We start from the raw sequence: 26,440 nt of genomic DNA on the forward strand, positions 1-26,440 counted from the left end.
GCTCGCCGACCGCGTCGTAGGCCCAGACCCGGTTGTCGCCCTTGGTGGTGAAGAAGCAGGTGCCCGCCACGTAGTGGGGGCCCACCCCCCCCCCGCAGGGGCGGGGGGGGCCCAGGGGCCGCGGGCGGTCGGCAGGACCCAGCCGGGTCCGCGCGGCATGAGCCGCCGGTCCTCGGTCGTGGCCGCCGGAACGAGCGCCGTCGGCGCCGCCCCGGAGACTTCGACTGAGCACCGGCATCCTCCATGGCGCGGGCACGGCCCACGATGAGGATGGAGTATCGAGTGGACGACTCGACACAGGCGGCAGAGGCCGTCATCACGACCCCGGCCGGGGCCCGCACGGTCCGTTTCGAGACCGGTCGGCTGGCGAAGCAGGCCGCTGGCGCGGTCGTCGCCCACCTCGGCGACACGATGGTCCTCTCGGCGACGACGGTCAGCCGCTCGCCGAAGGAGCAGCTGGACTTCTTCCCCCTGACGGTGGACGTCGAGGAGCGGATGTACGCGGCCGGGCGGATCCCCGGCTCGTTCTTCCGCCGCGAGGGCCGCCCCAGTGAGGACGCGATCCTCACCTGCCGGCTCATCGACCGGCCGTTGCGACCGTCGTTCGCCAAGGGGCTGCGCAACGAGATCCAGGTCGTGGCGACCGTGCTCGCCCTCGACCCCGACACCCTGTACGACGTGGTCGCGATCAACGCGGCGAGCGCGTCGACGATGCTGGCCGGGCTGCCCTTCAGCGGGCCGATCGGCGCCACCCGGGTCGGCTACGTCGACGGCGACTGGATCGCCTTCCCGACGCACAGCGAGCTGGAGCGGGCGACCTTCGACATGGTCGTGGCCGGCCGGGTGCTCGAGGACGGCTCCGACGTCGCGATCATGATGGTCGAGGCGGAGGCGACGCCGGGCACGGTGGCCCTGGTGGCCGGTGGCGCGCCGGCGCCGACCGAGGAGGTCGTCGCCGCGGGCCTGGAGGCCGCCAAGCCGGCCATCCGCGAGCTGTGCCGGGCGCAGAGCGAGCTGGCCGCGGGCGCGGCGAAGCCGCAGCGCGAGTTCCCGCTGTTCATCGACTACCACGACGACGTGCTGGAGACCCTGACGGCGGCGGTCGGCGAGGAGCTTGCGGCGGCACTGCGCATCGCCGGCAAGGCCGAGCGCGAGACCGAGCTGGAGCGGGTCCGGGCGCTGGCCGTGGAGAAGGTGTCCGGCCAGTTCGAGGGCCGCGACAAGGAGATCAGCCCGGCCTACCGGGCGCTGACCAAGAAGCTGGTCCGCTCGCGCATCGTCACCGACGGTGTGCGCATCGACGGGCGTTCCACGACCGAGATCCGCGAGCTGTCGGCCGAGGTCGACTACATCCCGCGGGTGCACGGCTCGGCGCTGTTCGAGCGGGGCGAGACGCAGATCCTCGGCGTCACGACGCTGGCGATGCTCCGGATGGAGCAGACCGTCGACACGCTCAACCCGGACCGCACCAAGCGGTACATGCACAACTACAACTTCCCGCCGTACTCCACCGGTGAGACCGGCCGGGTGGGCTCGCCGAAGCGGCGCGAGATCGGCCACGGCGCGCTCGCGGAGCGGGCGCTGCTGCCGGTGCTGCCCAGCCGCGAGGAGTTCCCCTACGCGATCCGCCAGGTCTCCGAGGCGCTGAGCTCCAACGGCTCGACGAGCATGGGCTCGGTCTGCGCGAGCACGCTGTCGCTGCTGAACGCCGGTGTGCCGCTGAAGGCCCCGGTCGCGGGCATCGCGATGGGCCTGATCCGGGAGGGCGACGCCTTCGTCACCCTGACCGACATCCTCGGGGCGGAGGACGCCTACGGCGACATGGACTTCAAGGTTGCCGGCACGCAGGAGTTCGTGACCGCCCTGCAGCTGGACACCAAGCTCGACGGCATCCCGGCGTCGGTGCTCGCCGGCGCGCTGCAGCAGGCGCGGGCGGCCCGGCTGACGATCCTCGAGGTAATGGCCGAGGCCATCGGCGGGCCGGACGAGATGTCCGCGCACGCCCCGCGGGTCATCTCCGTGAAGATCCCCGTCGACAAGATCGGCGAGGTCATCGGGCCCAAGGGCAAGATGATCAACCAGATCCAGGCGGACTCCGGTGCGGAGATCACCGTCGAGGACGACGGCACGATCTACATCGGTGCCGCCGACGGGCCGGCGGCCGAGACCGCCCGCTCCGCGATCAACGCGATCGCGAACCCGCAGATGCCCGAGGTCGGCGAGCGCTACCTCGGTACCATCGTGAAGATCACGAACTTCGGCGCCTTCGTCTCGCTGACGCCCGGCAAGGACGGCCTGCTGCACGTCAGCAAGCTCAAGCAGCTCGCCGGCGGCAAGCGCGTCGAAAAGGTCGAGGACGTGCTGTCAGTGGGCCAGAAGCTCCAGGTGGAGATCACCGAGATCGACGCCCGCGGCAAGATCAGCCTCGCGCCGGGCGCGGAGTCCATCGACACCGTAAGCGCCGGATCCTGACAGGAGCGCAGTGACGGAGACGGATCTGTCCACCTCGGACGACCGCACCTCGGACGGTCGCACCCCGAACGACCACACCCCGGGCCTGGCCGGGCCGGAGCATGCCTCCGGCCCGCGCCCGGCCCGGGTGGCCGAGCTCCTCGCGGCGGGTCCCGGTTCCGAGGTCCTGCTCGCCGGGGCCGTGCGCCGCACGGTGCTGCCGGGCGGCCTGCGGGTCGTCACGGAGAAGGTCCCCGGGGTCCGGTCGGTGGCGATCGGGATCTGGGTGGGCGTCGGCTCGCGGGACGAGACGCCGCTCACCGGTGGCTGCTCGCACTACCTGGAGCACCTGCTGTTCAAGGGCACCCCGAGCCGGGACGCCCTGTCGATCAGCGCCTCCATCGAGGCCGTCGGCGGTGATCTCAACGCCTTCACCGCCAAGGAGTACACCTGCTACTACGCGCGGGTGCTCGACGTGGACATGGACCTGGCCATCGACGTCGTCTGTGACATGGTCGCCAACTCGCTGGTGACCGCGGACGACGTCGAGGCCGAGCGGGGCGTGATCCTCGAGGAGATCGCCATGCACGAGGACGACCCCGGCGACGTCGTGCACGACGTCTTCGCCGACGCCGTCCTCGGCTCCTCCGTCCTGGGCCGGCCGGTGCTCGGCACGGTCGACACCATCGAGGCGCTCGGCCGGGAGACGGTCTTCGACTACTACCGCGAGCGGTACGCCCCGCCCGCGCTGGTCGTCTCGATCGCCGGCAACATCGAGCACGACCACGCCCTGGACCGGGTGGTGGCCGCGTTCGCCGACCGGCTCACCGGGCCCGCCCGGCACCAGGAGGTGCGCCGCGGCGAGTACCCGTTCCCGCCGCCGCCGGGCATCGTCGTCACCAACCGGCCGACCGAGCAGGCCCACGTGGTGCTCGGCACGGCCGGCCTGTCCCGGCACGACCCGCGCCGGTACGCGCTCGGCGTGCTGTCGACGGCCCTCGGTGGCGGGATGAGCTCGCGGCTGTTCCAGGAGGTGCGGGAGAAGCGCGGGCTGGCCTACTCCGTGTACTCCTTCGACAACCAGTTCGCCGACGCCGGGCTGTTCGGCGTCTACGCGGGCTGTACCCCGGGGCGCGCCGACGAGGTGCTGGAGATCTGCCGCGAGCAGGTGCACCGGATCGCCGAGCACGGCATCACCGCCGAGGAGCTCGAGCGGGCCCGCGGCCAGAACCGCGGCGGCCTGGTGCTCAACCTGGAGGACACCGGGTCGCGGATGAGCCGGCTCGGCAAGAGCGAGCTGGTCCACGGCGAGCTGCTCTCGGTCGACGAGGTGCTCGCCCGGGTCGAGGCCGTCACACTCGACGACGTGCGGGCCGTCGCCGGCGAGCTGGTCGACCAGCCATGGGCGCTCGGCGTCATCGGCCCGTTCGAGGACCACGACTTCAGCGCGGCCGTAGCGCGGTGACCCGCGCGGCCGCTGGCGGTACCGGACACGTGGAGGGCACGGGATGATCGGCGTCGGGGTGCTCGGAGCCCGTGGCCGGATGGGCGCGACCGTCTGCGACGCCGTCCGCGCGGCGCCCGACCTGGAGCTGGTGGCCGAGGTCGACGCCGGCGACGACCGCTCACCGGCGGTGAAGGCCGACGTCGTGGTCGACTTCACCCATCCCGACGCGGTCATGGACAACCTGCGCTGGGCGGTGGAGAACCGCGTCCACGCGGTCGTCGGGACGACCGGGTTCGACGACGCCCGCCTCGCGACGCTGCGCGGCTGGCTTGCCGCCGAGCCGTCGGTGGGCGTACTGGTGGCGCCCAACTTCGGGATCGCCGCCGTCCTGATGATGATGTTCGCCGCCCGCGCGGCGCCGTACTTCGAGTCGGTGGAGATCGTCGAACTGCACCACCCGGGCAAGGCCGACGCCCCGAGCGGCACGGCGCGGCGCACCGCCGAGCTGGTCGCCGCGGCCCGCGCCGCGGCCGGGCTGCCCGCCGCCGGTCCCGACGCGACCACCTCCGCCCTGGACGGGGCGCGCGGGGCGCGGGTTTCGGGTGTACCGGTGCACGCCGTCCGCCTCGGTGGGCTCGTCGCCCACCAGGAGGTGCTGCTCGGTGGGGCGGGCGAGACGCTGACGATCCGTCACGACTCGCTGGATCGGGCGTCCTTCATGCCCGGGGTCCTGCTGGCGGTGCGCGAGGTGGCCGCCCGCCCGGGGCTGACGGTCGGCCTGGAGCCGTTGCTCGACCTCGGCTGACGTTGCTCGACCTCGGCTGACCACCTCCCGAACCGGGCCTGATCACCTCCCGGACACCGGTGTCGTCAACCCGTCACCCGGTCCGGTAGCAGTCCGGCGCTACCCGGATGGATAGGTTTCGGGTGTGGTGCGACAAGCGGGCGGGCGGGCGGGGCCGAACACCGGCACGGTCTTCGGCATCGATCTCGGGACGACTTTCAGTTGCCTGGCGCGGGTCTCCGGCGCCGGGGACCCCGAGATCATCCCGTTGATGGACGGGTCGCGGACCCTGCCGAGCGTCGTCCTGTTCGTCGGCCAGGACGACTACATCACCGGCGAGACCGCGCGCCGTCTGGCGCGAGCCCGTCCCGACGACGTGTGCGCCCTGGTCAAACGGCGGATGGGTGACGGCGACTGGCGGTTCGTGACGCACGGCGCCGCCTGGTCCGCCCCGGCGGTGAGCGGGCTGATCCTCAAGGCGCTCGTCTCGGACGCCGGCCTGACCACCGGCGAGCCCGTCCGGGACGTCGTGATCACCGTCCCCGCCTACTTCGGTGACGAGGAGCGGCGCGCCACGGTGCTCGCCGGCGAGTACGCCGGCCTGAATGTCGTGGACGTCATCAACGAGCCCACCGCCGCCGCGCTGTCCTACGGATTCGCCCGCTTCGAGGTCGGCAGCCGCCGGACGCTCACGGGCCCGGGCACGATCGCCGAGGAGGTCGCGCTCGTCTACGACCTCGGCGGCGGGACGTTCGACGTCACCATCGTCGAGCTGGCCGACCGCAGGGTGTCCGTCGTCGCCACTGATGGTGATCACCAGCTCGGCGGGGCCGACTGGGACGAGAAGATCGTGCTGTTCCTCTCCGACCGCTTCCTCGAGGCCCATCCCGAGGCCGACGACCCGCTCGACGACGGCGAGGCGGCGCAGGAACTGCAGCTCGCCGCCGAGCGCGCCCGCCTGGAGCTGACCGAGGCGACGTCCACGGTGGTGACGGTCAGCCACAGCGGCAGGTCGCTGGACATCACGCTCACCCGCGACGAGCTGGAGCGCCTTACCGCCGGCCTGCTCGACCGCACCGTCACGCTGACCCGGGCCGCGATCGACGCGGCCCGGGAGCGCGGGGTGCGTGGGATCGACCGGGTGCTGCTCGTCGGCGGGGCGTCGCGGATGCCGGCGGTGGCGCGGCGGCTGGCGGCGGAGCTGTCCGTCCCGGTGGAGCTGACCGACCCGGATCTCGCCGTCGCCCGCGGCGCCGCGATCTACGGCGAGAAGAAGGCGCTGGAGCGGATGGTCGCGGCCGATCTGGTCACCCGCGGCCAGCTCGTGGACGGCGCCGCCGTCGACACCGCCGCCGCCGCGGACCTTGACGCCGCGTGCCGGCGGCTGGCCGACGCCCTCGGGCTGTCCGCCGAGCGGGTCCGGCGGACGGTCGAGGTCCAGGTCGTCAACGTGGTCTCCCGTGGCTTCGGAGTGCTCGCGCTGAACCGGTTCGGCGACCAGGGCGCGGTCTTCCTGGTTCACCGCAACGACCGGCTGCCGGTCGCGGTCCGCCGTCCGTTCGGGACGGTACGTGACGATCAGGACACGGTGACCGTCTACGTGGTGGAGCAGGCCGGCGGGGTCGAGTCGCCGAGGGTCGAGGACAACAAGGTCATCGCCGAGGCGGAGATCACCGGAATCCCACCGGGCTATCCCGCCGGAACCCAGATTGAAATCATGTTCCGGATGGGCTTTGACGGCATCCTCGAGGTGACGGCACGACACGAGGGGCTCGCCGACCGGCCGCTGACCGTCCGGGTGGAGACCTCGGCGGCGCTGAGCCAGGCCGACGTCGCCCGCGAACGGGAGCAGGTCGCTCGGGCGCGGCGTGAGCGGGGTGAGGGGCCTTTCGGCTCCGGGCCGTCCGGCTCGGGGCCGTCCGACGACGGCCCGTCCGGTGGCGGGCCGTCCGGGGCGGGCGGCGGGGGAGACCCGCTGCGCAAGGGCCGGCCCGGGGACGACCGCGGCGGGCTGGGCGGCTCGCCCGGCGCGCCCGGCTGGACGTAGCCGCCGCCCTGCGCTGGTGGTGCCGGTCAGCGACGGCGCCGGACGGAACGGCCGGAGAGCGTCACGGAAAGGGAGTCCACGGTGCTGCCCTTCGACTCGAACGACTACCGGCGGCGCGTGCTCGCGGCCGTGCATGCCCGCGGCGGCGCCGAGCAGAGCGACCCCTTCGAGCTCTACGACATCCCGATCGAGGAGGTCCCGCGGCTCAGCGATGAGCAGGTCCGGGTGCGAGTCGACGCCGTCTGGGCGTTCTGGCAGCGCAGCCGGGACCATCCCCGCTACCGGGGTGTGATCATCGCGTTGCTGGGCCTGCACGACGAGCTGTCCGCGGCGCTGGCCACCGCCGCCTCCCGCGCCGAGCTCGCCGCCCGGGTCGGCGTCGCGCGCGAGGCCCGCGACGGTGAGCGCCTCGCCGAGCTCGACGCCGCCGTCCGCCGGCTGGTCAGCCGGTTCGGCGGCCTCCCGGAGGACAAGCTGGCCGGGCTGCGCGCCCTCGCCGCCGCGCACGGTGTCGACGACGCCGCGTTCGCGCTGCGCACCCGCAGGTACCGGGTGCTGCCCGCGGGCACGCCCGAGCGGGCGGACGCCACGTCGACGCGCCGACCCGTCCCGGCCGAGGTGATACGCCAGGTGCGAGCCGACCTCGACGAGCTTGGCCGGATCGCGGGCGTGACCCCGCAGCGGAGCCTGTTCGACCTGCTGGGGATCGCGCCGGGCGCCAGCCGGGAGGAGATCAGGGCCGTCCGCGACGCCGCCGCCGCCCGCAACCGCGAGCGCCGGCCGGACCGGCGGCGGGCCCTGCTGGACGACCTGCTGACCGCCGTGCGGGCCCTGCTCGTCGACGGCGACCCCGAGGCGTATCTGGACGCGCTGGTCGAACCCGTGAAGATTGTGCTGCGCCCGCGGGTCGCCACCGCCGTGCTCATCGAGGACCGCCTGCTGCCCTCGGCCGCCGCCGAGCTTGTCGCGGCGGCCGAGACGGAGGGCCTCGACCCCGGCCGGGCGCGCGCGGTCGTCGCCGACCTCGCCCGCGAGCACGGCGTGGACGCCCCGGTCGTGGCGCACACCCCGCGGTCGGGGGCCGGCTCGCCCGCCGGTGGGCCGTCCACGGGCGCGGCCTTCGACGGCGACGCGGGTGACGGTCCGGGCAGCGGTGGTCGGGGGAGCGGTGGTCGGGGCGGCCCGTCGCCGGTCAACCCGGTGCCGGTGCGTCCTGAGACCGGGCGTCCTGAGTCTGTGCGTCCGGAGCCGGTGCGTGCCGCCGACTGGCAGAGCGCGCTCTCCCGGGCGCGGGCCGCGCTGCGTGCCGGCCGCCCGATCGCCGCCAGCGACGAGATCACCCGCGCCCGTGAGATCGCCGGGGAGACGTTGCCCCCGATCCGGGCGGTCGGCGACGAGGTGGAGCGCGCCATCCGGGCAGCCGGCGAGCGCTGGCGCGCGATCGTCGCGGAGCTCGCCGCCAACCGCCAGCACGCGGTGGTCCGTCTCGCCGACGAGCTGGCCCGCCTCGGCGCGGACGTGCCGGGCCCCGACGGACGCGTCCTCGACGAGGTGCGCGCGGCGGCCCAGGCTCGGTGCGCCCAGGCGGATGACCTCGCCCGGCGGGCCCGGGCGCAGTCCGGCCCGGAACGGATCCGGCTCGCCCGCGAAGCCCTGGCCCTCGCCGCGGACCACGACGAGGCACAGGAGCTGGCGGGAACCTCCTCATCCGGCGACCATCAGCCGCAGCCCTCGGCGTCGGCGTCGGCGTCGACCGCGACGGCGGCCTCGGACGCGGCAGCAGCGGTGGGATCCGGTGCCGATCCGCTCCCGGCTTCCAACCGGCCGGGCGGGCCGCCGGCGGGTCAGCCGTCCGGGCAGCGGGTCGAGGCCGGCCGGACCGCGGAGGCCGAGCGCGTCGTCGAGCCACCGAGCGGCGTGGCCGCCCGGTGGGACGGCGCCTCCGTGGTGATCAGCTGGCGGCCGACGACCACCCCCGGCGAGGCCCGCTACCGGATCCGCCGGATCACCGCGGACGGCAACTCACGCGCGGTCGGGGTCACCTCGGCCACCACCATCGAGGACGGCGGTGTCTTCCGCGGCGCGTCGATCCCCGAGTACGAGGTGATCGCCGGGATCGACGGCGCCTGGTCGCGCCCGGCCCGCTGGCCGAGCCCGACTCCCACCCTCGTTCCCACTCCCACGCCCGTTCCCACTGCCACGCCCGTCCCCGGCCCCGCGGCCGCTCCGGGTGCCGGGCCGGCCCGAGCGCCGGAGCCTGCGCGGGACGCCGCCACGCGGCCGGAACCCGCGGCCGCCACATCCGGCGCACACGCTGAATCCGGCGGGCACGTCGAGCCTGGGCGGCGCGTCGAGCCCGGGGCGCACACCGAAGCCGCTGCGCGCGTCGAGGCCGGGCCGCCGTCCGGGCCGCCGTTGTTCGTGGTGCCGCCGCCGGGGCCGCACACCGCGGCCGACGACGTGGGGTCCGTGCCCGACCTGCGGATGGTCGACGGGCGTCTGTGCTGGACCTGGCCGGTCGGCTGCACGGAGATGATGGTCACGGCGCGGGCGGACCTGCCTCCGGCCGGCGCGCAGGAGCTCGGCTCCACCACGCGCAAGGTGACCAACACCCGCTATGACATCGACGGTGGCTTCCTGCTGCCGGCAGTCCGTCCACTGCATGTCGCGCTCTTCGTGTGCGTGCGGGTCCGCGGTGAGCTGGTCGTCGCGGGCACGGCGGCCGGACGGTGCCTGGTCGATCCCGCCGGTGGGCTGACGGTGGTCGGCCCGGAGCCGCACGGGGGCGCCGGGGCGGCGGCCGCGGGCGTCGCCGGGAGCAACCAGAAGCCCGAGAGGACCACATAGAGGCCGCGCGGCCACCGGGGGAGCGTCGGAGCCGGACCGGCCGGTGCGACCCGGTGGCCGCACCGTTCGCCGTCCGGAGGGACCCGCGGGCGGCGTTGTATGGTTTCGATCGTGCTTCTCCTGTCTCGACATCGGTGATCGCCGCGCTCTCAGGGTCCGATGAGTGCGCCTCGCCCAGGCGCGCGCACGCAACAGTGTCGAGAACGAGGAGTTTGTCCCGGCCATGGCCGACGCACCGATAGTCCGTCCCACACCGGTCAGCGGGTTCCCCGAGTGGCTTCCCGACGTCCGGATGGTCGAGCTCCGCTGGCTCGACACCATCCGAGCCACCTTCGAGCGGTACGGGTTCTGCTCCGTGGAGACCCCGTCGGTGGAGGCTCTCGAGGCCCTGATGGCCAAGGGCGAGACGTCGCAGGAGGTCTACACCCTGCGCCGCCTGCAGGCGGAGGACGACGACGACAGCGCGCGCCTCGGCCTGCACTTCGACCTGACCGTGCCGTTCGCCCGGTACGTCGCCGCCCACTTCAACGACCTGGTCTTCCCGTTCAAGCGCTACCAGATCCAGCGGGTGTGGCGGGGCGAGCGGCCGCAGGAGGGCCGGTTCCGGGAGTTCACTCAGTGTGACATCGACGTCATCAACGTCGACAACGTCCCGCTGCACTTCGACGCCGAGCTGCCCCGGATCGTGCACGAGGTCCTCACGACGCTCGCCGTCCCGTCCTGGACGTTGAACATCAACAACCGCAAGATCCTGCAGGGGTTCTACGAGGGGCTCGGCATCGGTGACCCGCTCGCCGTCATCCGCGCCGCGGACAAGATCGACAAGATTGGCGCGCGCGGGGTCGAGGCGCTGCTGACGGGGCCGGTCGGGCTCACGGCCGAGCAGGCGCGCGCCTGCCTCGACCTGGCCCAGGTCCGGGGCTCCGACGCCGGTGTCATCGACGAGATCGGCCGGCTCGGGGTCAAGTCCGAGCTCCTGACGGAAGGGCTCGACGAGCTGGCCCGGGTGCTGGACGACCTGGCCGACCTGCCGGCGGGCGCCGTCGTGGCCGACCTGTCGATCGCCCGCGGCCTGGACTACTACACCGGCACCGTCTACGAGGCCAAATTCGTCGATGCGCCCGGGTACGGCAGCATCTGCTCCGGTGGCCGGTACGACGACCTCGCGGGCACCTTCATCCGGCGCAACCTCCCCGGTGTCGGGATCTCGATCGGTCTCACCCGCATCTTCGCCAAGCTCGTCGCGGACGGCCTCATCGGCGCGGGCCCGTCCAGCCCGGCCCAGGTGCTCATGGTGATCCCGAGCGACGAGCGCCGCGCCGAGGCGTTCGCGACCGCCCGGCTGCTGCGCGGCCGCGGCCTCAACGTGGAGACCTACCACCAGGCCGACAAGCTGGCGAAGCAGATCAGGTACGCCTCACGCAAGGGCATCGGGCACGTCTGGTTCCCGCCGTTCGCCGACGACCGCCCGCACGAGGTGAAGGACATGGCCACCGGCGACCAGGGCCCGGCCGACCCGACGGCGTGGACACCCGCGGGCTGACGCCCGACACGGCACCGCACGGCCGACACGGCACCGCACGGCCGACACGGCACCGCACGGCCTCGCGCGATTCACGGTAGGCGCCGAGCGCCACGCGGCCGCGCCGTCGGCCGGCGGCGCGGGAGACGGGCCGGTCGACAGTCGCGGCCGCGTGGGAGACACGGTGCCCGCCGCGGCGCGGGACCGGCCGGGAGCTGACGGGGGCGGAGACCCCCGGCCGGACCGCGCCACTCGGGCGGGCACCGGACCCCTCGCCGCCTGTGGCGAGGCGCCCACATCCGGTGTACCACGGTGCGTCGCCAGTGCCACCGCTGTGTTCCGGACGGGTCACCGGACGGGTAAGTGGGTGACGACACGGGCCGGTTGGGCGGTTCGAACGTAACCGGTCCGGTGCATGCCGATGCCGGTCGGCGGGCGTGGGTTGGTTTCTCGTCGTGGCTCCGTCGATGCTGCATCCGGATGGTGCGGGTGGAGCCGATACCGTGGGGCGCAGCCGCTCGTGTCCCGCGCCGGGTGGTTTGGACGCCGCCGGCGCTTGAGCACGGCCTGGCGCGAACGCGGTCCGGCTGCGCCGGACGTCCACGAGTGGAGACGGTGAAGGTCGCTGTGGTGGAGGTCGGAGTGCCTGACGAGATCGACGAGACGGCCGGGTCGGAGCAGCTCGACGAGCTGAGCCCCGGCCCCGCGGCGGCCCGGATGAAGGTCCAGGTCATAGCCCGAACGGAGTTCCTTCCGCCGGACGACGTCCCGTGGAGCACCGACGCCGAGGGCGGCCAGGCGCTCGCGGAGTTCGCCGGGCGCGCCTGCTACCAGAGCTGGAACAAGCCGAACCCGGCGACGGCGACGAACGCCGGCTACCTGCGGCACATCCTCGACGTCGGCCACCTGTCGGTGCTCGAGCACGGAACGGTCTCGCTGTACATCACCGGTGTCTCCCGGAGCCTGACCCACGAGCTCGTCCGGCACCGGCACTTCTCCTACAGCCAGCTCTCCCAGCGCTACGTCCCCGAGCACGACGCGGCCGTCGTCGAGCCCGAGGTGATCGCCTCCGACCCCGAGCTGCACGCCCTGTTCACCGAGGCGGCCGCCGCGTCCATGGACGCGTACGCGCGGCTGCTGGAGGGTCTCGAGAAGCGTTTCGCCGAGGTGTCCGCGCCGACCTCGCGCCGCAAGCAGGCTCGTCAGGCGGCCCGTTCGGTGCTGATGAACGCCACCGAGACCAGGATCGTCGTCACCGGCAACTACCGTGCCTGGCGGCACTTCATCGGGATGCGGGCCAGCGAGCACGCCGACGTCGAGATCCGTGGGCTGGCGATCGCCGCGCTGCGCGCCCTGCGGGACGTGGCACCGAACGTCTTCGCGGACTTCCGGGTGACCACCCTCGACGACGGCACGGAGGTGGCTTCCAGCCCGCTGGTCGGCGAGGGCTGACCCAGGCCGGGGCTGACGAAGCCGGGCGGGCCCGTTCTGTGCGGGCGGGCTCGTTTCGGGGGCGGGCTCGTTCCGAGCGGGCCGGGCGGGTCCGTTCCGGGCGAGCCGGAGCCCGTCCCGCCGTCCGCGCTGGACCATGCCGCCCATGTCCGTCCATGCCGATCGGGGATGCCCGTCGGGAAAGCCGTCCCGACCGCGTCGCGTCCAAAGGGCCGTCAGGCCAGGGCCGTGTCGACGCCCGCAAGGGACCACCGGCCCGGCGTTCACGCGACGTTCGCCCGGGTTTTGTCCGGGCGGAGTTAACCGGGTCCAGCCTTACAACGGATCAGCGTTCCGCCCGGTGTCGAGGGAACGATGGTGGGGCCGCCGGCAGCGATACCGGCACGGCACGGCACCCACGCGGTAACGACACATGCGAGGCACGGTACAGACGAGGCAACGGCGCCGAGGCGGGACCAGCAGAGAGGGCGGGCATGATCAACGTCGCCGAGATCGGCGCGGAGTCCGGTGTGCAGAGCACGGGGCCGCTGTCCACCGAGGAGCTGCGACTGATCGACGCCTATTGGCGCGCCGCCAACTACCTCGCGGTGGGGCAGATCTACCTGCTCGACAATCCGTTGCTCACCGAGCCGCTGCGGGCTGAGCACATCAAGCCACGGCTGCTCGGGCACTGGGGTACCACGCCCGGGCTCAACCTCATCTACGCCCACATGAACCGCGTCATCCGCCGCAACGACCTCGACGCGATCTACGTGATCGGCCCTGGCCACGGCGGGCCGGGCATCGTGGCCAACACCTACCTCGAGGGTACGTACAGCGAGATCTACCCCTCCATCACCCAGGACAGGGAGGGCCTGCGCCGGCTGTTCCGGCAGTTCTCGTTCCCCGGGGGAATTCCCAGCCATGTGGCGCCGGAGGTGCCCGGTTCCATTCATGAAGGCGGTGAGCTGGGGTACGCGCTCACCCACGCCTACGGCGCCGCCTTCGACAATCCGGGCCTGGTGGTCGCCGCCGTCGTCGGTGACGGCGAGGCGGAGACCGGCCCGCTGGCTGCGAGCTGGCACTCCAACAAGTTCCTCGACCCGGTGCGCGACGGCGCGGTGCTGCCGATCCTGCACCTCAACGGATACAAGATCGCTCAGCCGACGATCCTCGCCCGCATCCCCGAGTCGGAGCTCGACGCGCTGATGCGCGGCTACGGCTACGAGCCGCTGCACGTCACCGGCGACGACCCCGCCGACGTCCACCAGCAGTTCGCCCGGGTGCTCGACACCGCTGTCTCGCGGATCTTCGACATTCAGGACCGCGCCCGCCGCGGCGGCGACTCGTCCCGCCCGGTGTGGCCGATGATCGTCCTGCGCACGCCGAAGGGGTGGACGGGTCCGTCGACGGTCGACGGCCGGCCGGTCGAGGGGAACTGGCGCTCGCACCAGGTGCCGATCGCCGAGCTGCACAACAACCCCGAGCATCTCGCCCTGCTGGAGTCGTGGCTGCGCAGCTACCGGCCCTGGGAGTTGTTCGACGCCGACGGGCGGCTGGTCCCGGAGCTCGCGGCGCTGGCTCCCGTCGGCACCCGCCGGATGAGCGCCAACCCGCACGCCAACGGCGGTGAGCTGCTGCGTGACCTGACGTTGCCGGACTTCCGCGACTACGCCGTCGACGTTCCCCAGCCGGGAGTGGGCTCCAACGAGGCGACGCGGGTGCTCGGCGGCTTCCTGCGCGACGTCATGCGCTCGAACCCGAACACCTTCCGTGTGATGGGCCCGGACGAGACCGCGTCGAACCGCCTCGGGGCGTTGTTCGAGACCACGTCCCGGGCCTGGAACGCCGAGACGGTGCCGACCGACGAGGACCTCGCCCCGGACGGCCGGGTGATGGAGGTGCTCTCCGAGCACCTGTGCCAGGGCTGGCTGGAGGGCTACCTGCTCACCGGCCGGCACGGCTTCTTCTCGTGCTATGAGGCGTTCATCCACATCGTCGACTCGATGGTGAACCAGCACGCGAAATGGCTGAAGGCGACCCGGCACATTCCCTGGCGCCGGCCGATAGCCTCCCTGAACTACCTGCTCACCAGCCATGTCTGGCGCCAGGACCACAACGGCTTCTCGCACCAGGACCCGGGCTTCATCGACCACGTGGTCAACAAGAAAGCCGAGATCATCCGGGTCTACCTGCCGCCGGACGCGAACACGCTGCTCTCGGTGGCCGACCACTGCCTGCGCAGCCGGCATTACATCAACGTCATCGTCGCCGGCAAGCAGCCGGCACTGAACTACCTGCCGATGTCGGACGCGATCGCGCACTGCACCCGCGGCCTGGGTATCTGGGACTGGGCGAGCAACGACCACACCGAGGACGGCGACGGCACCCCCGACGTCGTCATGGCCTGCGCCGGGGACATCCCGACCCTGGAGACGCTGGCCGCGGTCGACATCCTGCGCCAGAACTTCCCCGAGCTGAAGGTGCGGGTCGTCAACGTCGTCGACCTGATGTGCCTGCAGGCGGAGGCCGAGCACCCGCACGGCATGTCCGACGCGCGCTTCGACGCGCTGTTCACCGAGGACCGGCCGATCATCTTCGCCTACCACGGCTACCCGTGGCTGATCCACCGCCTCACCTACCGGCGGCGGAACCACGGCAACCTGCACGTCCGCGGTTACATCGAGGAGGGCACGACGACCACGCCCTTCGACATGGTCATGATGAACAACCTCGACCGCTTCCACCTGGTCGTGGACGTGATCGACCGGGTCGCCAGCCTCGGCGCCCGCGCGGCGCACGTCAGGCAGCGAATGATCGACGCCCGTCTCGCCGCCCGCGCCTACACCCGCGACCATGGCGAGGACGACCCGCGCATCCGTGACTGGACGTGGCCTTACTGACAGAGGCTTTACCGGCCGACCGACCGTCTGACTGGAGGCCTTGCTGGCCGACCGACCCGACCGTCTGACCGGGGCCTTGCTGGCCGACCGACCCGACCGTCTGACCGGGGCCTTGCTGGCCGCGACCGCACTGACCGAGGGCATGCTGACCGAGAGCGGTACGCGCCCACCCCGCCGGGAAGGACCGATAGACGTGGCGGACGTCCCGACGCGGGCTCCGGCCGGCGCCGTCGCGGCAGTGAACGTGCTCGTGGTGAACGCGGGCTCGTCCAGTGTGAAGCTGCGCCTGCTCGGCTCGGACGACCGGGTGCTGGCCGCACACGACCTGCGCGCCGTGGCGGGGCGGCCCGACCCGGCGGAGCTGGAACAGGCCGTCGACGCCCTCGCGCACGCCGGCGAGGTCACCGTCACCGGACATCGCGTCGTGCACGGCGGGTCGACCTTCACCGACCCGGTGCTCGTCGACGAGCAGGTCGAACGGCGCCTGCGGGAACTCGTCTCCCTGGCGCCGCTGCACCAGCCGGCCGCGCTGGCGGCGCTGGCCGACGTGTCGGAGGCGCTCCCCGGTGTCCCACGCGTGGCCTGCTTCGACACCGCCTTCCACTCCCGGATGCCGCTCGAGGCCATCACCTACCCGGTCCCGGCCCGGTGGCGAGAGCAGTACGGCGTCCGCCGCTACGGGTTCCACGGCCTGTCGCACGCCTACGCCGCCCGGCGGGCGGCCGAGCTGACAGGAGCGCGCCGGATGGTCACCGCTCACCTGGGCTCGGGCGCGTCGCTGGCCGCCGTGCGGGACGGCGTCAGCATCGACACCACAATGGGCTTCACCCCGCTGGAAGGCCTGGTGATGGCCACCCGCTCCGGCACGGTCGACCCGGGTCTCCTGCTCTGGCTGCAGACCGAACAGGGGATGACCGCTCAGGAGCTCACCGACGTGCTGTTCCACGAGAGCGGCATGACCGGCCTGGTCGGGTCGGCGGACATGCGGGCCATCCTGACCGGCGCGCGCCGGGCGGGCACCCCCGAGGCGCTCGGCATGGCCGTCTACCTGCACCGACTGCGAGCCGAGACAGCCGCGATGACGGCATCGCTCGGCGGCCTGGACGCACTCGTCTTCACCGGCGGCGTCGGGGAGCACGCCGGCCCGGTACGTTCCGGGGCCGCCACCGGCCTCGCCTTCCTCGGGGTCGCGGTCGACGAGGAGCGCAACCTCTCCTACACCGGCGGCGACCTCGACATCAGCGCACCGGACGCACCTGTGCGCACCCTGATCATCGAAGCGCGCGAGGACATCGAGATCGCCCGCGCCGCCCGCGAACTCCTGGCCTCCCTGACCTGAGCCCTTCGGGGCGCCGGCCAGGTGAAACTGTGGGCTGCTACGGTCTCGTGGTGTGATCGGCACATTCCGGAGTGTTTCTCCCGGCTCCCGGAGCGGGGGCCGCTGAGTGGTGGGCTCGGGCGGCGGCTTCGGCGGATTCGGTGGCTTAGGCGGTTCAGGGGGTTCAGGCGGTGCCGGGGGAGCCGGAGGTGCGGGCGGTGCCGGCGGCTCGGGGGCCGTCAGCCGGCTACGCCGGTGGAGCAGGCGGGATGACGCCGACAGCGCCCCGGTGCTCGACCTCACCGACGTCGACGAGGTCACCACGATGTTGCTCGCGCCCCCGGCCGAGTACGCGGGGCTGCGCCGGCGGGTCGTCGACCAGTTCACGATCGTCAGTGCCAACCGCTGTCGGCTTACCCGCTCGGTGAACTGGGGCCCGCTCGACGGGCTGCTGAACAGCATCGTTCCGGGTACCGGGCGGCTCGACACCGTCGGCCGGCTGCCGCCGGAGGTCTGCCTGCTGCTGCCGATCTCCACGTTGCCCAAACGTGCCCTGGTCGGATTCAATCTTGCCGGTCCGAGTGGCTCCGACGCCCACCTGATGCCGTACGGGACGTCCGTCGCGATCCAGGGCAACCTGATCGCGCTGCTCGCCGACGCCATCGGCTGCCCGCTGCCCGGCCCGGCGCGCCGTGTCGTGGACGCGATCTCCAGGTTCCGCCCGGGGCGGCTGTCCGGCAACCTGCCTGGGCTGGTGCCCCGCAAGGGACGTCCGCTCTCGCTCGAGGCCGTCGCGACCTATCTCGCGCGCGAGGCGGATCTGTCGGTGCCGGATGTGACACTGCGGTCGTGGCAGGCGCTGCTCGAGCCGGCCCAGCTTCTGCTGCGCTCGGCGCTGGCGGAGCCCTTCGACCCGCTGAGCAGTGCGGACACGATGCTGCTCGCCGCCGGCGAGCTCTGGCGTGATCCGGACGTCCCCACACCGCTGGAGGTCGCGCACATCGGTTACTACCTGCGGGAGTTCACCGCCTGGATCGACGAGCTGAGCCTGGCGGGCCCGGCCGCGGTGCCGGTGCTGAGCACGGTGGCGGAGTACGGGCGGCGCTGGGAGGCGCTCGCCGCCGTCACCCTGGACCCGTACCGCCCCTGCCTGATCAAGATGTCCGAGGAGCGGCGGACGGTGCTGGCTCGGCGTTGCCCCGTCCGTGACGAGTCTCTCACTCTGCGGCAGCGGTGGCTGGCGCCGGTGGCCCTCGTCGACATCGACCCGGGCGGCCCGGGCAGCTACCACGTGAGCGTGGGCACCGACGACACCAGTATCGAGCTGAGCACGCCGATCACGGTCGACCTGGAGCACCGCCGGATCGCCCGGACCTACGTCGAGGACGTCCACCAGAACCGTGAGGTGTACGCGTTCTACACCACCGATGCGCGCCGGGCGGCGCGGGCGAAGCTGGTGGTGGGTCTGAGCGTCTCGCCGGACGTCGCCCGCGTCACGCTGGCGATCCTGGTCCTGATGTGCCTCACCGTGGCCTTGTCGGCGTTGCCGTTCGAGCTCGGAGCCGACGCGGTCGCGGTCGTCGCGGTGCCGTCGTCGTTCGCCGCGACCCTGCTGCTGACCAGGGAGCGGTCGAGCCTCGCGGCCTGGGTGCTCGGCCCGGCCAAGCAGGCACTGCTCGCGCTGCTGGTGGCGCTGGCCGTGCTTTCGGGGCTGCGTGCCCTGGGCTGGCACACCCCGCCGGCGGACCCGGGCGGGTCGATCATGTCGGTTCCGGGAGTGTCGTCCCAGCTAGGGGCGCTGGTCCCGGCCGTGCCACCGGGGCGTTCGGTGAGCTTGTCCGCATTGGTGGCCGCGACGGACCAGCCGGGCACGTGGCAGGTGGGAGGAGCTGGTCCGCACCGGTGAACGGCGACCGCCGCACCGGCTGTGGCGGTACCCTGAACACACTGTCGTGCGAGACGGGGCGGTGGGCATGCCGAAGAACTACGGCGCGGGCGTCACTGGTGGCGCGGCCGCCTGTGGCGCGGCTCGCGTGGGCGGCCCGCTGTCGTTCGTCCGTCTCGGTCGTCGTGAGCTGTGGATGCGGCTCGACCGAAACATGGTCGCCGGTGCCCGTCGAGGGTCTACGAGCCATCCTCCCGCCGCCTCCCCGGGCGCGGCGAGGGTGGCATCCGGGTCATGAAAGCCGCTCAGAAGTAGTTCCTGGTTCCTGCCCCGGCCCGCCGGTGCGGCGGCCGACCCGGCGTGAGGCGTCCGGTCGGTGCCGCCCGCCCGCGGTGGGGGGCCGCCGACTGGCGCCGCTCGGCGACTGTCGGAGGAGATGTCGGAGGTGCCCGCTAGCGTGGCAGGTATGTCAGCATTGCCCCCGGCCCCGTTCGGGCGGATGATCACGGCGATGATCACGCCGTTCACCGCGGACGGCGGGCTGGACGTCCCCGGCGCCGCGGCGCTCGCGGAGCATCTCGTCGACGCCGGTAATGACGCGCTGGTCATCAACGGCACCACGGGCGAGTCGCCCACGACGTCGGATGCCGAGAAGGACATCCTGGTGCGCGTCGTCCGTGACGCGGTCGGCAGCCGCGCCCAGGTGATCGCCGGTGTCGGCACGAACGACACCCGGCACACCGTCGAGCTGGCCGAGGCGGCCGAGAAGGCGGGCGCCGACGGCCTGCTCGTGGTCGCGCCGTATTACAACAAGCCGCCGCAGGCCGGGCTGCTCGCGCACTTCCGGGCAGTCGCCGACGCGACATCCCTGCCTGTGATGATCTACGATATTCCCGGCAGGTCCGGTGTACCGGTCGCGACCGAGACTCTCCTGAAGTTGGCCGAGCACTCGCGTATCGTCGCGGTCAAGGACGCCAAGGACGATCTCTCCGCGTCTTCGTGGGTACTGGCCAACACCGGCCTCGCCTACTACTCGGGCACGGACGTGCTCAATCTTCCGCTTCTGTCCGTCGGTGCGTGCGGTGTGGTCAGTGTCGTCGGTCACGTGGCCAGCCCCGCCATTCGGGCGATGATCGAGGCCTTCGGGGCCGGTGAGGTGGGTCGGGCGATCGCGCTCCACAAGGGCTTGCTGCCCGCATATCAGGGAATCTTCCGCACTCAGGGTGTGATCACGGCAAAGGCGGCGCTGGCCATGGCCGGCCTGCCCGCGGGGCCGGTCCGCTCCCCGCTCGTCGACGCGACGGAGGCCGAACGAGCCCAGCTGCGTGCCGACCTGGCCGCGGCCGTGCTCGATCCCGGGCCCCCGCCCGGGCCCGCGGGACCGGGTGCCGCCGCGGTCGTCCCGGGGACGGCGGCCTCATGATGCATCCGCACCCGGAGCTGGGCCCCCCACCGCCGCTGCGTGCCGACGGCCTGAGGATCATCCCGCTCGGCGGCCTCGGTGAGATCGGTCGCAACATGACCGTGTTCGAGCATGCCGGGCGGCTGCTCATCGTCGACTGCGGGGTGCTCTTCCCCGAGACCGACCAGCCCGGCGTCGACCTCATCCTGCCGGACTTCACCGCAATCCGGGACCGCCTGCAGGACATCGAGGCGGTCATCCTCACGCACGCGCACGAGGACCACATCGGCGCCGTCCCGTACCTGCTGCGCGAACGGCGTGACATCCCCCTGGTCGGCACCCGGCTGACGCTCGCGCTCATGGTGGCCAAGCTCGCCGAACACCGCATCCAGCCGGTGACCCTGCAGATCCGCGAGGAGGAGAGGCACTCGTTCGGTCCCTTCGACCTCGAGTTCCTCGCCGTCAACCACTCCATCCCGGACGCGGTCGCGGTCGCGATCCGCACCGACGCGGGCCTGGTGCTGCACACCGGCGACTTCAAAATGGACCAGCTCCCGCTGGACGGGCGGCTCACCGACCTGGGCGGCTTCGCCCGGCTCGGCCGCGAGGGCGTCGACCTGCTGCTCTCGGACTCGACCAACGCCGAGGTCCCCGGCTTCGTCGCCTCGGAGCGCGCGATCGCCCCCGTGCTCGACAAGGTCTTCCGCGAGGCGGACAGGCGCATCGTCGTCGCGTGTTTCGCCAGCCACGTCCACCGCGTGCAGCAGGTGCTCGACGCCGCCGAGTCGCACGGCCGGTCGGTCTGCTTCATCGGCCGGTCGATGGTCCGCAACATGGGTGTCGCCCGTGATCTCGGCCTGCTGCGCGTGCCGCCCGGCCTGGTGATCGACAGCCGGGACGTCGACTCGCTTCCCGACCGCAACATCTGCCTGGTCTCGACCGGGTCGCAGGGCGAGCCGCTGTCCGCGCTGTCCCGCATGGCCAACCGGGACCACGCGATCCGGATCCAGGAGGGCGACACGGTCGTCCTGGCCTCCAGCCTGATCCCGGGCAACGAGACGGCCGTGTTCCGGGTGATCAACGGCCTGACCAGGTGGGGCGCTCGGGTCGTACACAAGGGCGTGGCGATGGTCCACACCTCCGGGCACGCCCCGGCCGGTGAGCTGCTCTACGTGCTCAACGCGACCAAGCCGTCGAACATGATGCCCGTCCACGGTGAGTGGCGGCACCTACGTGCGCACGGCGCGCTCGCGGAGGCCACCGGCGTCCCACCGGACCGGGTCATCATCGCCGAGGACGGCATGGTCGTCGACCTCATCGACGGCCAGGCGGAGATCACCGGGGCGGTGCCCTGCGGGATGGTCTTCGTCGACGGGCTCGCCGTCGGCGACGTCGGGGAGTCGAGCCTGAAGGACCGGCGGATCCTCGGCGAGGAGGGCTTCATCACGATCACGGTCGTGGTGGACGCCGCCGCCGGCAAGGTCGTCGTCGGCCCGGACCTCTCCGCCCGCGGCTTCTCCGACTCCCGGGCCGCGTTCGAGGAGGTCCGCGGCAAGCTCGCGGACGCCCTCGCCGACGCGATGCGTTCCGGCATGACCGACACGAACGCGCTGCAGCAGCTCGTCCGGCGCACGGTCGGTCGTTGGGTCAACGACCGCTACCGCCGCCGCCCGATGATCCTCCCGGTCGTCCTGGAGGTCTGAGCAGGTCCTCCCGGCCCTGGACCAGCCCCATGGTCCAGGGCCGGTTCTTTGTCCTGATAGTCAATTGGTCGATATATACCGTGCGACGGTATATCTTTGCGCGTATGGCTATGGAGGACATGCGGGAACCGACGTTCCTGGTGCTCGCCGCGCTGGCTGACGGTCCGCGCCACGGGTACGCGGTGATCCGCGAGGTCACGGACATATCGGGCGGTCGGGTGACCATGCGGCCGGGCACGCTCTACGGCGCGCTGGACCGCCTCGCCGGCGAGGGCCTCGTGCGCGTCGAGCGCGAGGAGGTCGTCAACGGGCGGCTGCGGCGGTACTACGCGCTGACCGATGACGGGGCGGGAGTGCTCACGGAGCAGACCGAGCGGCTGCGGGCCAACGTCGCCGAGGCTGACCGCAGGCTGCGCCTGCGCGTCCGGCACGCGACGGGCCCGGCGGCGGCGTTCGCGCGAGTGGCCAGGCCGACGCCCCCAAGCGCCCCGGCGATCGGCTGAGGGCGCGGCGGACGATGAGCACGGAGATACCTGACCCGCGGTCGCACCAGGGCGGCGCTGATCTGCCAGGCGGCGCCGACCTGCCAGGTGGCGCCGACCTGCCAGGTGGCGCCGACCTGCCAGGTGGCGCTGATCAGCCACCTGGCGCCCAGTGGCCGGGCGGCGCCGAGCCGCCGGGGCCTGAGACCGCCTACCGCCGCTTGCTGCTCTGCTACCCGCGCCGCTGGCGGGAGGCCCGCGGCGAGGAGCTCCTCGGCACGCTGCTCGACGGCGCCGAGGCGGCCGGGCGTACCCGGCCGAGCAGGGCGGAGGCGGTTGACCTCGTCGTGCACGGCCTGGCGACCAGGTGCGCTGTCGGCGCCGGCGTTCTGCCGGCCGGCGTACGCGGCGCGACCGCGGCGCTGGCACTGGCCATCGGCGCGGGGCTCAGCGCGGTCTGCCTGGTGATGGCCGAGCGGCAGCCGGCCGTGGATCAGCGCCTGGCGGCCTGGCCCACCGTCGCGCACCCATGGGCGGACCGGGGGCTAGGGCCCTTCCTCACCACCGGCCCGCTGGTCTTCGTGCCCTGGCTGGTCGCCCTCGCCGCCGCCGTCGCCGGCAGGCGACGGATCATGCGGGTGGCACTCGTGGTGACGTATCCCGCCACCGGGGCGGTGCTCGCGCTCGGCCGTTACACCGACCTGTTGCGCCCACCGCTGTCGCTGCTTCTGGTGCTGGTGGTGCTGGCCGTCCCGGCACTGGCGGGGGCCGCGGCAACGCGAGCGCCCGGGCGACCGGGCGCGGGCCCCCGGGGCCTGGTGGCGGCGACGGGCGCCGTCCTCGGCTGGGCCGCGCTCCTCGGCGCCTTCGGCTACCAGTTCGGATTCTGGACGGCGCCCGACGGTGGCTTCCTCAGCACGGTGCGACTGTCCTCGGCGGGCTATTGGAGCAGCTCCTTCTACGGATCACTCGCCGAGACGGTGCCGCAGGGGCTGCTCGCGGGCGGCCTGCTGGGCGTGATCGCGGGTGTTCGGCGGCCGGGCTGGGTAGCCGCGGTCTTCGCCTGCGGTGTCGTCCTCTGCGTGCTCCCGGTGCTGAGAGCGTGGGTCGACCACTGGACCTTCTACCAGCGGGTCACCCAGATCGCTCTGACACTGGCCGTTCTGCTGTCCGCGGGGCTGGTCGACGCGTGGCGTGCCCAGCGGATCCTGTCGGCCAAGGGCCCCGCGGGGCCGGCTGGCGTGCCGCCGACCCTGATCTGACGGCTTCTCGTCAGCCGAGCGCTCGGCCGCGGGTGGATGGCCCGACCGGGCGGGGAGGATGCCCGGGGCCACGGATGTGGCGCGCCCGGATAGTCTGGGTTGCAGCGACTCGCGTCACTTCCCGGGTACCTTCTCCGCGTGGCCACACGCACGTCCAACGCGCGCACGCAGGCGCAACCCAAGCCGCGGACGGCCACGGCGCGATCCGGCGGCTCCGGTGGTACCGGCCGGGCTCCGGCCAAGAGCCGCGCCGGGTCGTCCACCCGCGGCGGTGCCGCCCGTGGGGCGAGCACCCGCCGGCGGACGACCGCGCCACGGGCACCCGTCCAGCTGCTGATCGCCCAGGCGGTGATCAAAGCTGTCTACCACGGCTGGATGGCCGCCGCCGGCATGCTCGGCGGTCTGCTGCGCCGTTTCGGCCGCGGGACGCGGGATCTGCGCATCGACTCCGGGCACCGGCGGGATGGGCTCGGCCTGGCGGCGTTCGGCGCCGCGATCCTGCTCGGTGCCGCGTTGTGGGGCGGGGCCGGGGGCCCGATCGGCGCCTTCGTCGCCGCGGGGGTGGAACTGTTCGTCGGCGTCGGCGCGCTGGCGGTCCCGCTGTTCTGCCTTGGTGCCTCCTGGCGGCTGGTGCGCTCGCCGTCCGATCCGGACAGCCGTGGCCGGGTCGTGATCGGCTGGGCCGCGGTCGCCGTCGGGATCCTCGGCGTGCTGCACATCGGCCGTGGCCTGCCGGACTTCGCCGACGGCACGGGCAGGCTGCGCGACGGCGGCGGCATGCTCGGGCTGCTCGGGAGCGCGCCGCTGGCCAGCGCCGTGACCCCCTACGTGGCCGTCCCGCTGCTGCTGCTCATCGCCTTCTTCGGGCTGCTGGTGGTGACGGCGACGCCGGTCCGCCAGGTGCCGGAGAAGCTGCGTGAGCTCGCCGACCGGCTCACCGTCCCGATCCGGGCGCCCGGCGATTCCTACGACGAGTTCGACGACGAGTACGACGATCTCGACGCTGACGGTGATGCCGGCGACGGTGTCATCGACGAGCTGCTCGAGGACGAGGCGCCGCCGCGGGGCCGGCGCGGACGCGGTCGCGCCGGACGCTCCCGGTCCGGCGAGGGCGTCTTCGACCTCGACGCCGAGCTGGCGGGCGCCGGTCCGGCAGGCGCGCAGGACGAGCCGGCCGGCGCCGGGCGTTCCCGGTCGGGTCGGTCCCGCCGGGCCGCGGTGCCGGACGCCGAGGCCCTGGACCCCTCGGATCTGTTCGCCGACGTCGCCGGGCTGACCGATGGCGAGGAGGAGGCGGACGGCGTCGCCCCGGTCGTCGGTGCGGGCGGTGCGGGCGGTGCGGGCGCCGGTTCGCGGCGGGCACGTGGCCGGGCGGGCGCCGCCGTGGGCGACGCGGCCGCGGGGTCCGCACCGTCCCCGGCCCAGCCGCCCGGCCCGGATGACATCGAGTACCTCGTCCCGCCGACGGACGGTGCCTACCGGCTGCCGTCGCCGACGCTGCTGCGCTCCGGCACCCCGCCGAAGGTGCGCTCGGCGGCCACCGACGGTGTCATCGCCTCCCTGACGGACGTCTTCACGCAGTTCAAGGTCGACGCCAAGGTCACCGGGTTCACCCGTGGCCCGACGGTGACCCGGTACGAGGTGGAGCTGGGCTCGGCTGTGAAGGTCGAGCGCATCACCCAGCTCGGAAAGAACATCGCCTACGCGGTCAAGAGCCCCGACGTGCGGATCATCAGCCCGATCCCGGGCAAGAGCGCGGTGGGCATCGAGATCCCGAACACCGACCGCGAGCTGGTGTCCCTGGGCGACGTCCTGCGCAGCGGTGAGGCGACCGGGAACCCGCACCCGCTGGTCGTGGCCCTCGGCAAGGACATCGAGGGCGGCTACGTCCTGGCGAACCTGGCGAAGATGCCGCACATCCTCATCGCGGGCGCCACCGGGGCGGGTAAGTCGACCTGCATCAACACGCTCATCACCAGCGTGCTGGCCCGTGCCACCCCGGACCAGGTCCGGATGGTCCTCGTCGACCCGAAACGGGTCGAGCTGACGAGCTACCAGGGCATTCCCCATCTCATCACGCCGATCATCACCAATCCCAAGAAGGCGGCGGACGCGCTGCAGTGGGTGGTGAAGGAGATGGAGAACCGCTACGAGGACCTGGCGGCCTGCGGTGTTCGCCATGTCGACGACTTCAACCGGAAGGTGCGGGCGGGCGAGATCGTCGCGCCGCCCGGTTCGGAACGGGTCTACACCCCGTATCCGTACATTCTCGCCATCGTCGACGAGCTGGCGGACCTCATGATGGTGGCCCCGCGCGACGTCGAGGACGCGATCTGCCGGATCACGGCCATGGCCCGGGCGGTGGGGATCCACCTGGTGCTGGCGACACAGCGGCCCTCCGTGGACGTCGTCACCGGTCTGATCAAGGCGAACGTGCCGTCCCGGCTGGCCTTCGCCACGGCGTCGCTGGCCGACAGCCGGACGATCCTGGACCAGGCCGGCGCCGAGAAGCTCGTCGGCCTCGGGGACGCGCTGTTCCTGCCGATGGGGGCGAGCAAGCCGGCCCGCATCCAGGGCGCGTTCGTCTCCGAGGACGAGATCTCCGCGATTGTCGACCACACCAAGGAGCAGGCGCAGCCCACCTTCGTGGTTGACGTCTTCGAGGGCGGCGGCGAGGCGCGCAAGGACATCGACGAGGAGATCGGCGACGACATGGCGCTGTTCCTCCAGGCCGTCGAGCTGGTGGTGAGCACCCAGTTCGGGTCGACGTCCATGCTGCAGCGCAAGTTGCGGGTCGGGTTCGCGAAGGCCGGCCGCCTGATGGACCTGATGGAAAGCCGCGGGATAGTCGGGCCCAGCGAGGGCTCCAAGGCCCGCGACGTGCTCGTGATGCCCGACGAGCTGGAAGGACTTCTCACGACACTCCGCAGCGGATAAGAAAGTCAGGATAGGTCCG

Annotated in this window: 15 protein-coding genes and 1 pseudogene; 15 read left to right on the forward strand and 1 reads right to left on the reverse strand. The window is 72.8% G+C overall.

The genetic code is table 11. The annotated features are described in order from the left end of the window. Positions 1-232 (reverse strand): annotated as a pseudogene (locus MXD62_RS14330) (hypothetical protein); the annotation flags it as partial. 50 nt (positions 233-282) lie between these two features. Between MXD62_RS14330 and MXD62_RS14335 the strand changes: the two are divergent. The 15 genes from MXD62_RS14335 to MXD62_RS14405 all read left to right on the forward strand — a co-directional run bounded on the left by MXD62_RS14335 (position 283) and on the right by MXD62_RS14405 (position 26,421). Further along, a complete protein-coding gene (locus tag MXD62_RS14335) occupies positions 283-2,472 on the forward strand; it encodes a polyribonucleotide nucleotidyltransferase (protein WP_248829761.1) in 2,190 nt (729 codons plus the stop codon). A 10-nt stretch (positions 2,473-2,482) separates the two neighbouring features. Next, the gene (locus MXD62_RS14340) at positions 2,483-3,916 is read left to right on the forward strand and encodes a pitrilysin family protein (RefSeq protein WP_248829762.1); all 1,434 of its coding nucleotides are present in this window, start codon (positions 2,483-2,485) and stop codon (positions 3,914-3,916) included. A 43-nt stretch (positions 3,917-3,959) separates the two neighbouring features. Further along, positions 3,960-4,703 (forward strand): 4-hydroxy-tetrahydrodipicolinate reductase, encoded by a 744-nt coding sequence (dapB, locus tag MXD62_RS14345; protein ID WP_248829763.1) that lies wholly within the window; start codon positions 3,960-3,962, stop codon positions 4,701-4,703. Positions 4,704-4,827: 124 nt separating this feature from the next. Then, positions 4,828-6,729, forward strand: coding sequence for an Hsp70 family protein (locus MXD62_RS14350; protein ID WP_248829764.1), 1,902 nt, complete (start codon positions 4,828-4,830; stop codon positions 6,727-6,729). 81 nt (positions 6,730-6,810) lie between these two features. After that, entirely contained in the window at positions 6,811-9,576 is a 2,766-nt protein-coding gene (locus MXD62_RS14355) for a hypothetical protein (protein WP_248829765.1), read from the forward strand. 223 nt (positions 9,577-9,799) lie between these two features. Further along, complete coding sequence (hisS, locus tag MXD62_RS14360; protein ID WP_248829796.1) at positions 9,800-11,119, forward strand: histidine--tRNA ligase; 1,320 nt, start codon at positions 9,800-9,802, stop codon at positions 11,117-11,119. A gap of 696 nt (positions 11,120-11,815) precedes the next feature. Continuing rightward, complete coding sequence (gene thyX, locus MXD62_RS14365) at positions 11,816-12,550, forward strand: FAD-dependent thymidylate synthase (RefSeq protein WP_251081695.1); 735 nt, start codon at positions 11,816-11,818, stop codon at positions 12,548-12,550. A 473-nt stretch (positions 12,551-13,023) separates the two neighbouring features. After that, on the forward strand, positions 13,024-15,432 hold the full coding sequence (locus tag MXD62_RS14370) for a phosphoketolase (RefSeq protein WP_248829767.1): 2,409 nt from the start codon (positions 13,024-13,026) through the stop codon (positions 15,430-15,432). 193 nt (positions 15,433-15,625) lie between these two features. After that, positions 15,626-16,771, forward strand: coding sequence for an acetate/propionate family kinase (locus MXD62_RS14375; RefSeq protein WP_248829768.1), 1,146 nt, complete (start codon positions 15,626-15,628; stop codon positions 16,769-16,771). Between the two features lie 106 nt (positions 16,772-16,877). Continuing rightward, positions 16,878-18,656: a hypothetical protein gene (locus MXD62_RS14380; protein WP_248829769.1), complete on the forward strand. Its 1,779-nt coding sequence runs from the start codon at positions 16,878-16,880 to the stop codon at positions 18,654-18,656. 415 nt (positions 18,657-19,071) lie between these two features. Beyond that, positions 19,072-20,058: a 4-hydroxy-tetrahydrodipicolinate synthase gene (gene dapA / locus MXD62_RS14385; RefSeq protein ID WP_248829770.1), complete on the forward strand. Its 987-nt coding sequence runs from the start codon at positions 19,072-19,074 to the stop codon at positions 20,056-20,058. Further along, entirely contained in the window at positions 20,055-21,740 is a 1,686-nt protein-coding gene (locus tag MXD62_RS14390) for a ribonuclease J (protein ID WP_020458830.1), read from the forward strand. Before dapA ends, MXD62_RS14390 begins: the two co-directional genes overlap by 4 nt. 104 nt (positions 21,741-21,844) lie before the next feature. Further along, the gene (locus MXD62_RS14395) at positions 21,845-22,243 is read left to right on the forward strand and encodes a PadR family transcriptional regulator (RefSeq protein WP_248829771.1); all 399 of its coding nucleotides are present in this window, start codon (positions 21,845-21,847) and stop codon (positions 22,241-22,243) included. Between the two features lie 14 nt (positions 22,244-22,257). After that, positions 22,258-23,484, forward strand: a complete 1,227-nt coding sequence (locus MXD62_RS14400) for a hypothetical protein (RefSeq protein WP_248829772.1) — start codon at positions 22,258-22,260, stop codon at positions 23,482-23,484. A gap of 375 nt (positions 23,485-23,859) precedes the next feature. After that, positions 23,860-26,421 (forward strand): DNA translocase FtsK 4TM domain-containing protein, encoded by a 2,562-nt coding sequence (locus MXD62_RS14405; protein ID WP_368862401.1) that lies wholly within the window; start codon positions 23,860-23,862, stop codon positions 26,419-26,421. The last annotated feature ends 19 nt before the right edge of the window (positions 26,422-26,440 follow it).

Origin of the sequence: Frankia sp. Mgl5 (assembly GCF_023242985.1) — a bacterium.
GTDB classification, from domain to species: Bacteria; Actinomycetota; Actinomycetes; order Frankiales; family Frankiaceae; genus Parafrankia; species Parafrankia soli.

Excerpts from the sequence above, each read along its gene's own strand:
- MXD62_RS14390 (WP_020458830.1), top strand. The coding sequence starts at position 20,055 with ATGATGCATCCGCACCCGGAGCTGGGCCCCCCACCGCCGCTGCGTGCC.
- dapB (WP_248829763.1), top strand. The coding sequence starts at position 3,960 with ATGATCGGCGTCGGGGTGCTCGGAGCCCGTGGCCGGATGGGCGCGACC.
- thyX (WP_251081695.1), top strand. The coding sequence starts at position 11,816 with ATGAAGGTCCAGGTCATAGCCCGAACGGAGTTCCTTCCGCCGGACGAC.
- MXD62_RS14370 (WP_248829767.1), top strand. The coding sequence starts at position 13,024 with ATGATCAACGTCGCCGAGATCGGCGCGGAGTCCGGTGTGCAGAGCACG.
- dapA (WP_248829770.1), top strand. The coding sequence starts at position 19,072 with ATGTCGGAGGTGCCCGCTAGCGTGGCAGGTATGTCAGCATTGCCCCCG.
- hisS (WP_248829796.1), top strand. The coding sequence starts at position 9,800 with ATGGCCGACGCACCGATAGTCCGTCCCACACCGGTCAGCGGGTTCCCC.
- MXD62_RS14405 (WP_368862401.1), top strand. The coding sequence starts at position 23,860 with ATGGCCGCCGCCGGCATGCTCGGCGGTCTGCTGCGCCGTTTCGGCCGC.
- MXD62_RS14395 (WP_248829771.1), top strand. The coding sequence starts at position 21,845 with ATGGCTATGGAGGACATGCGGGAACCGACGTTCCTGGTGCTCGCCGCG.
- MXD62_RS14400 (WP_248829772.1), top strand. The coding sequence starts at position 22,258 with ATGAGCACGGAGATACCTGACCCGCGGTCGCACCAGGGCGGCGCTGAT.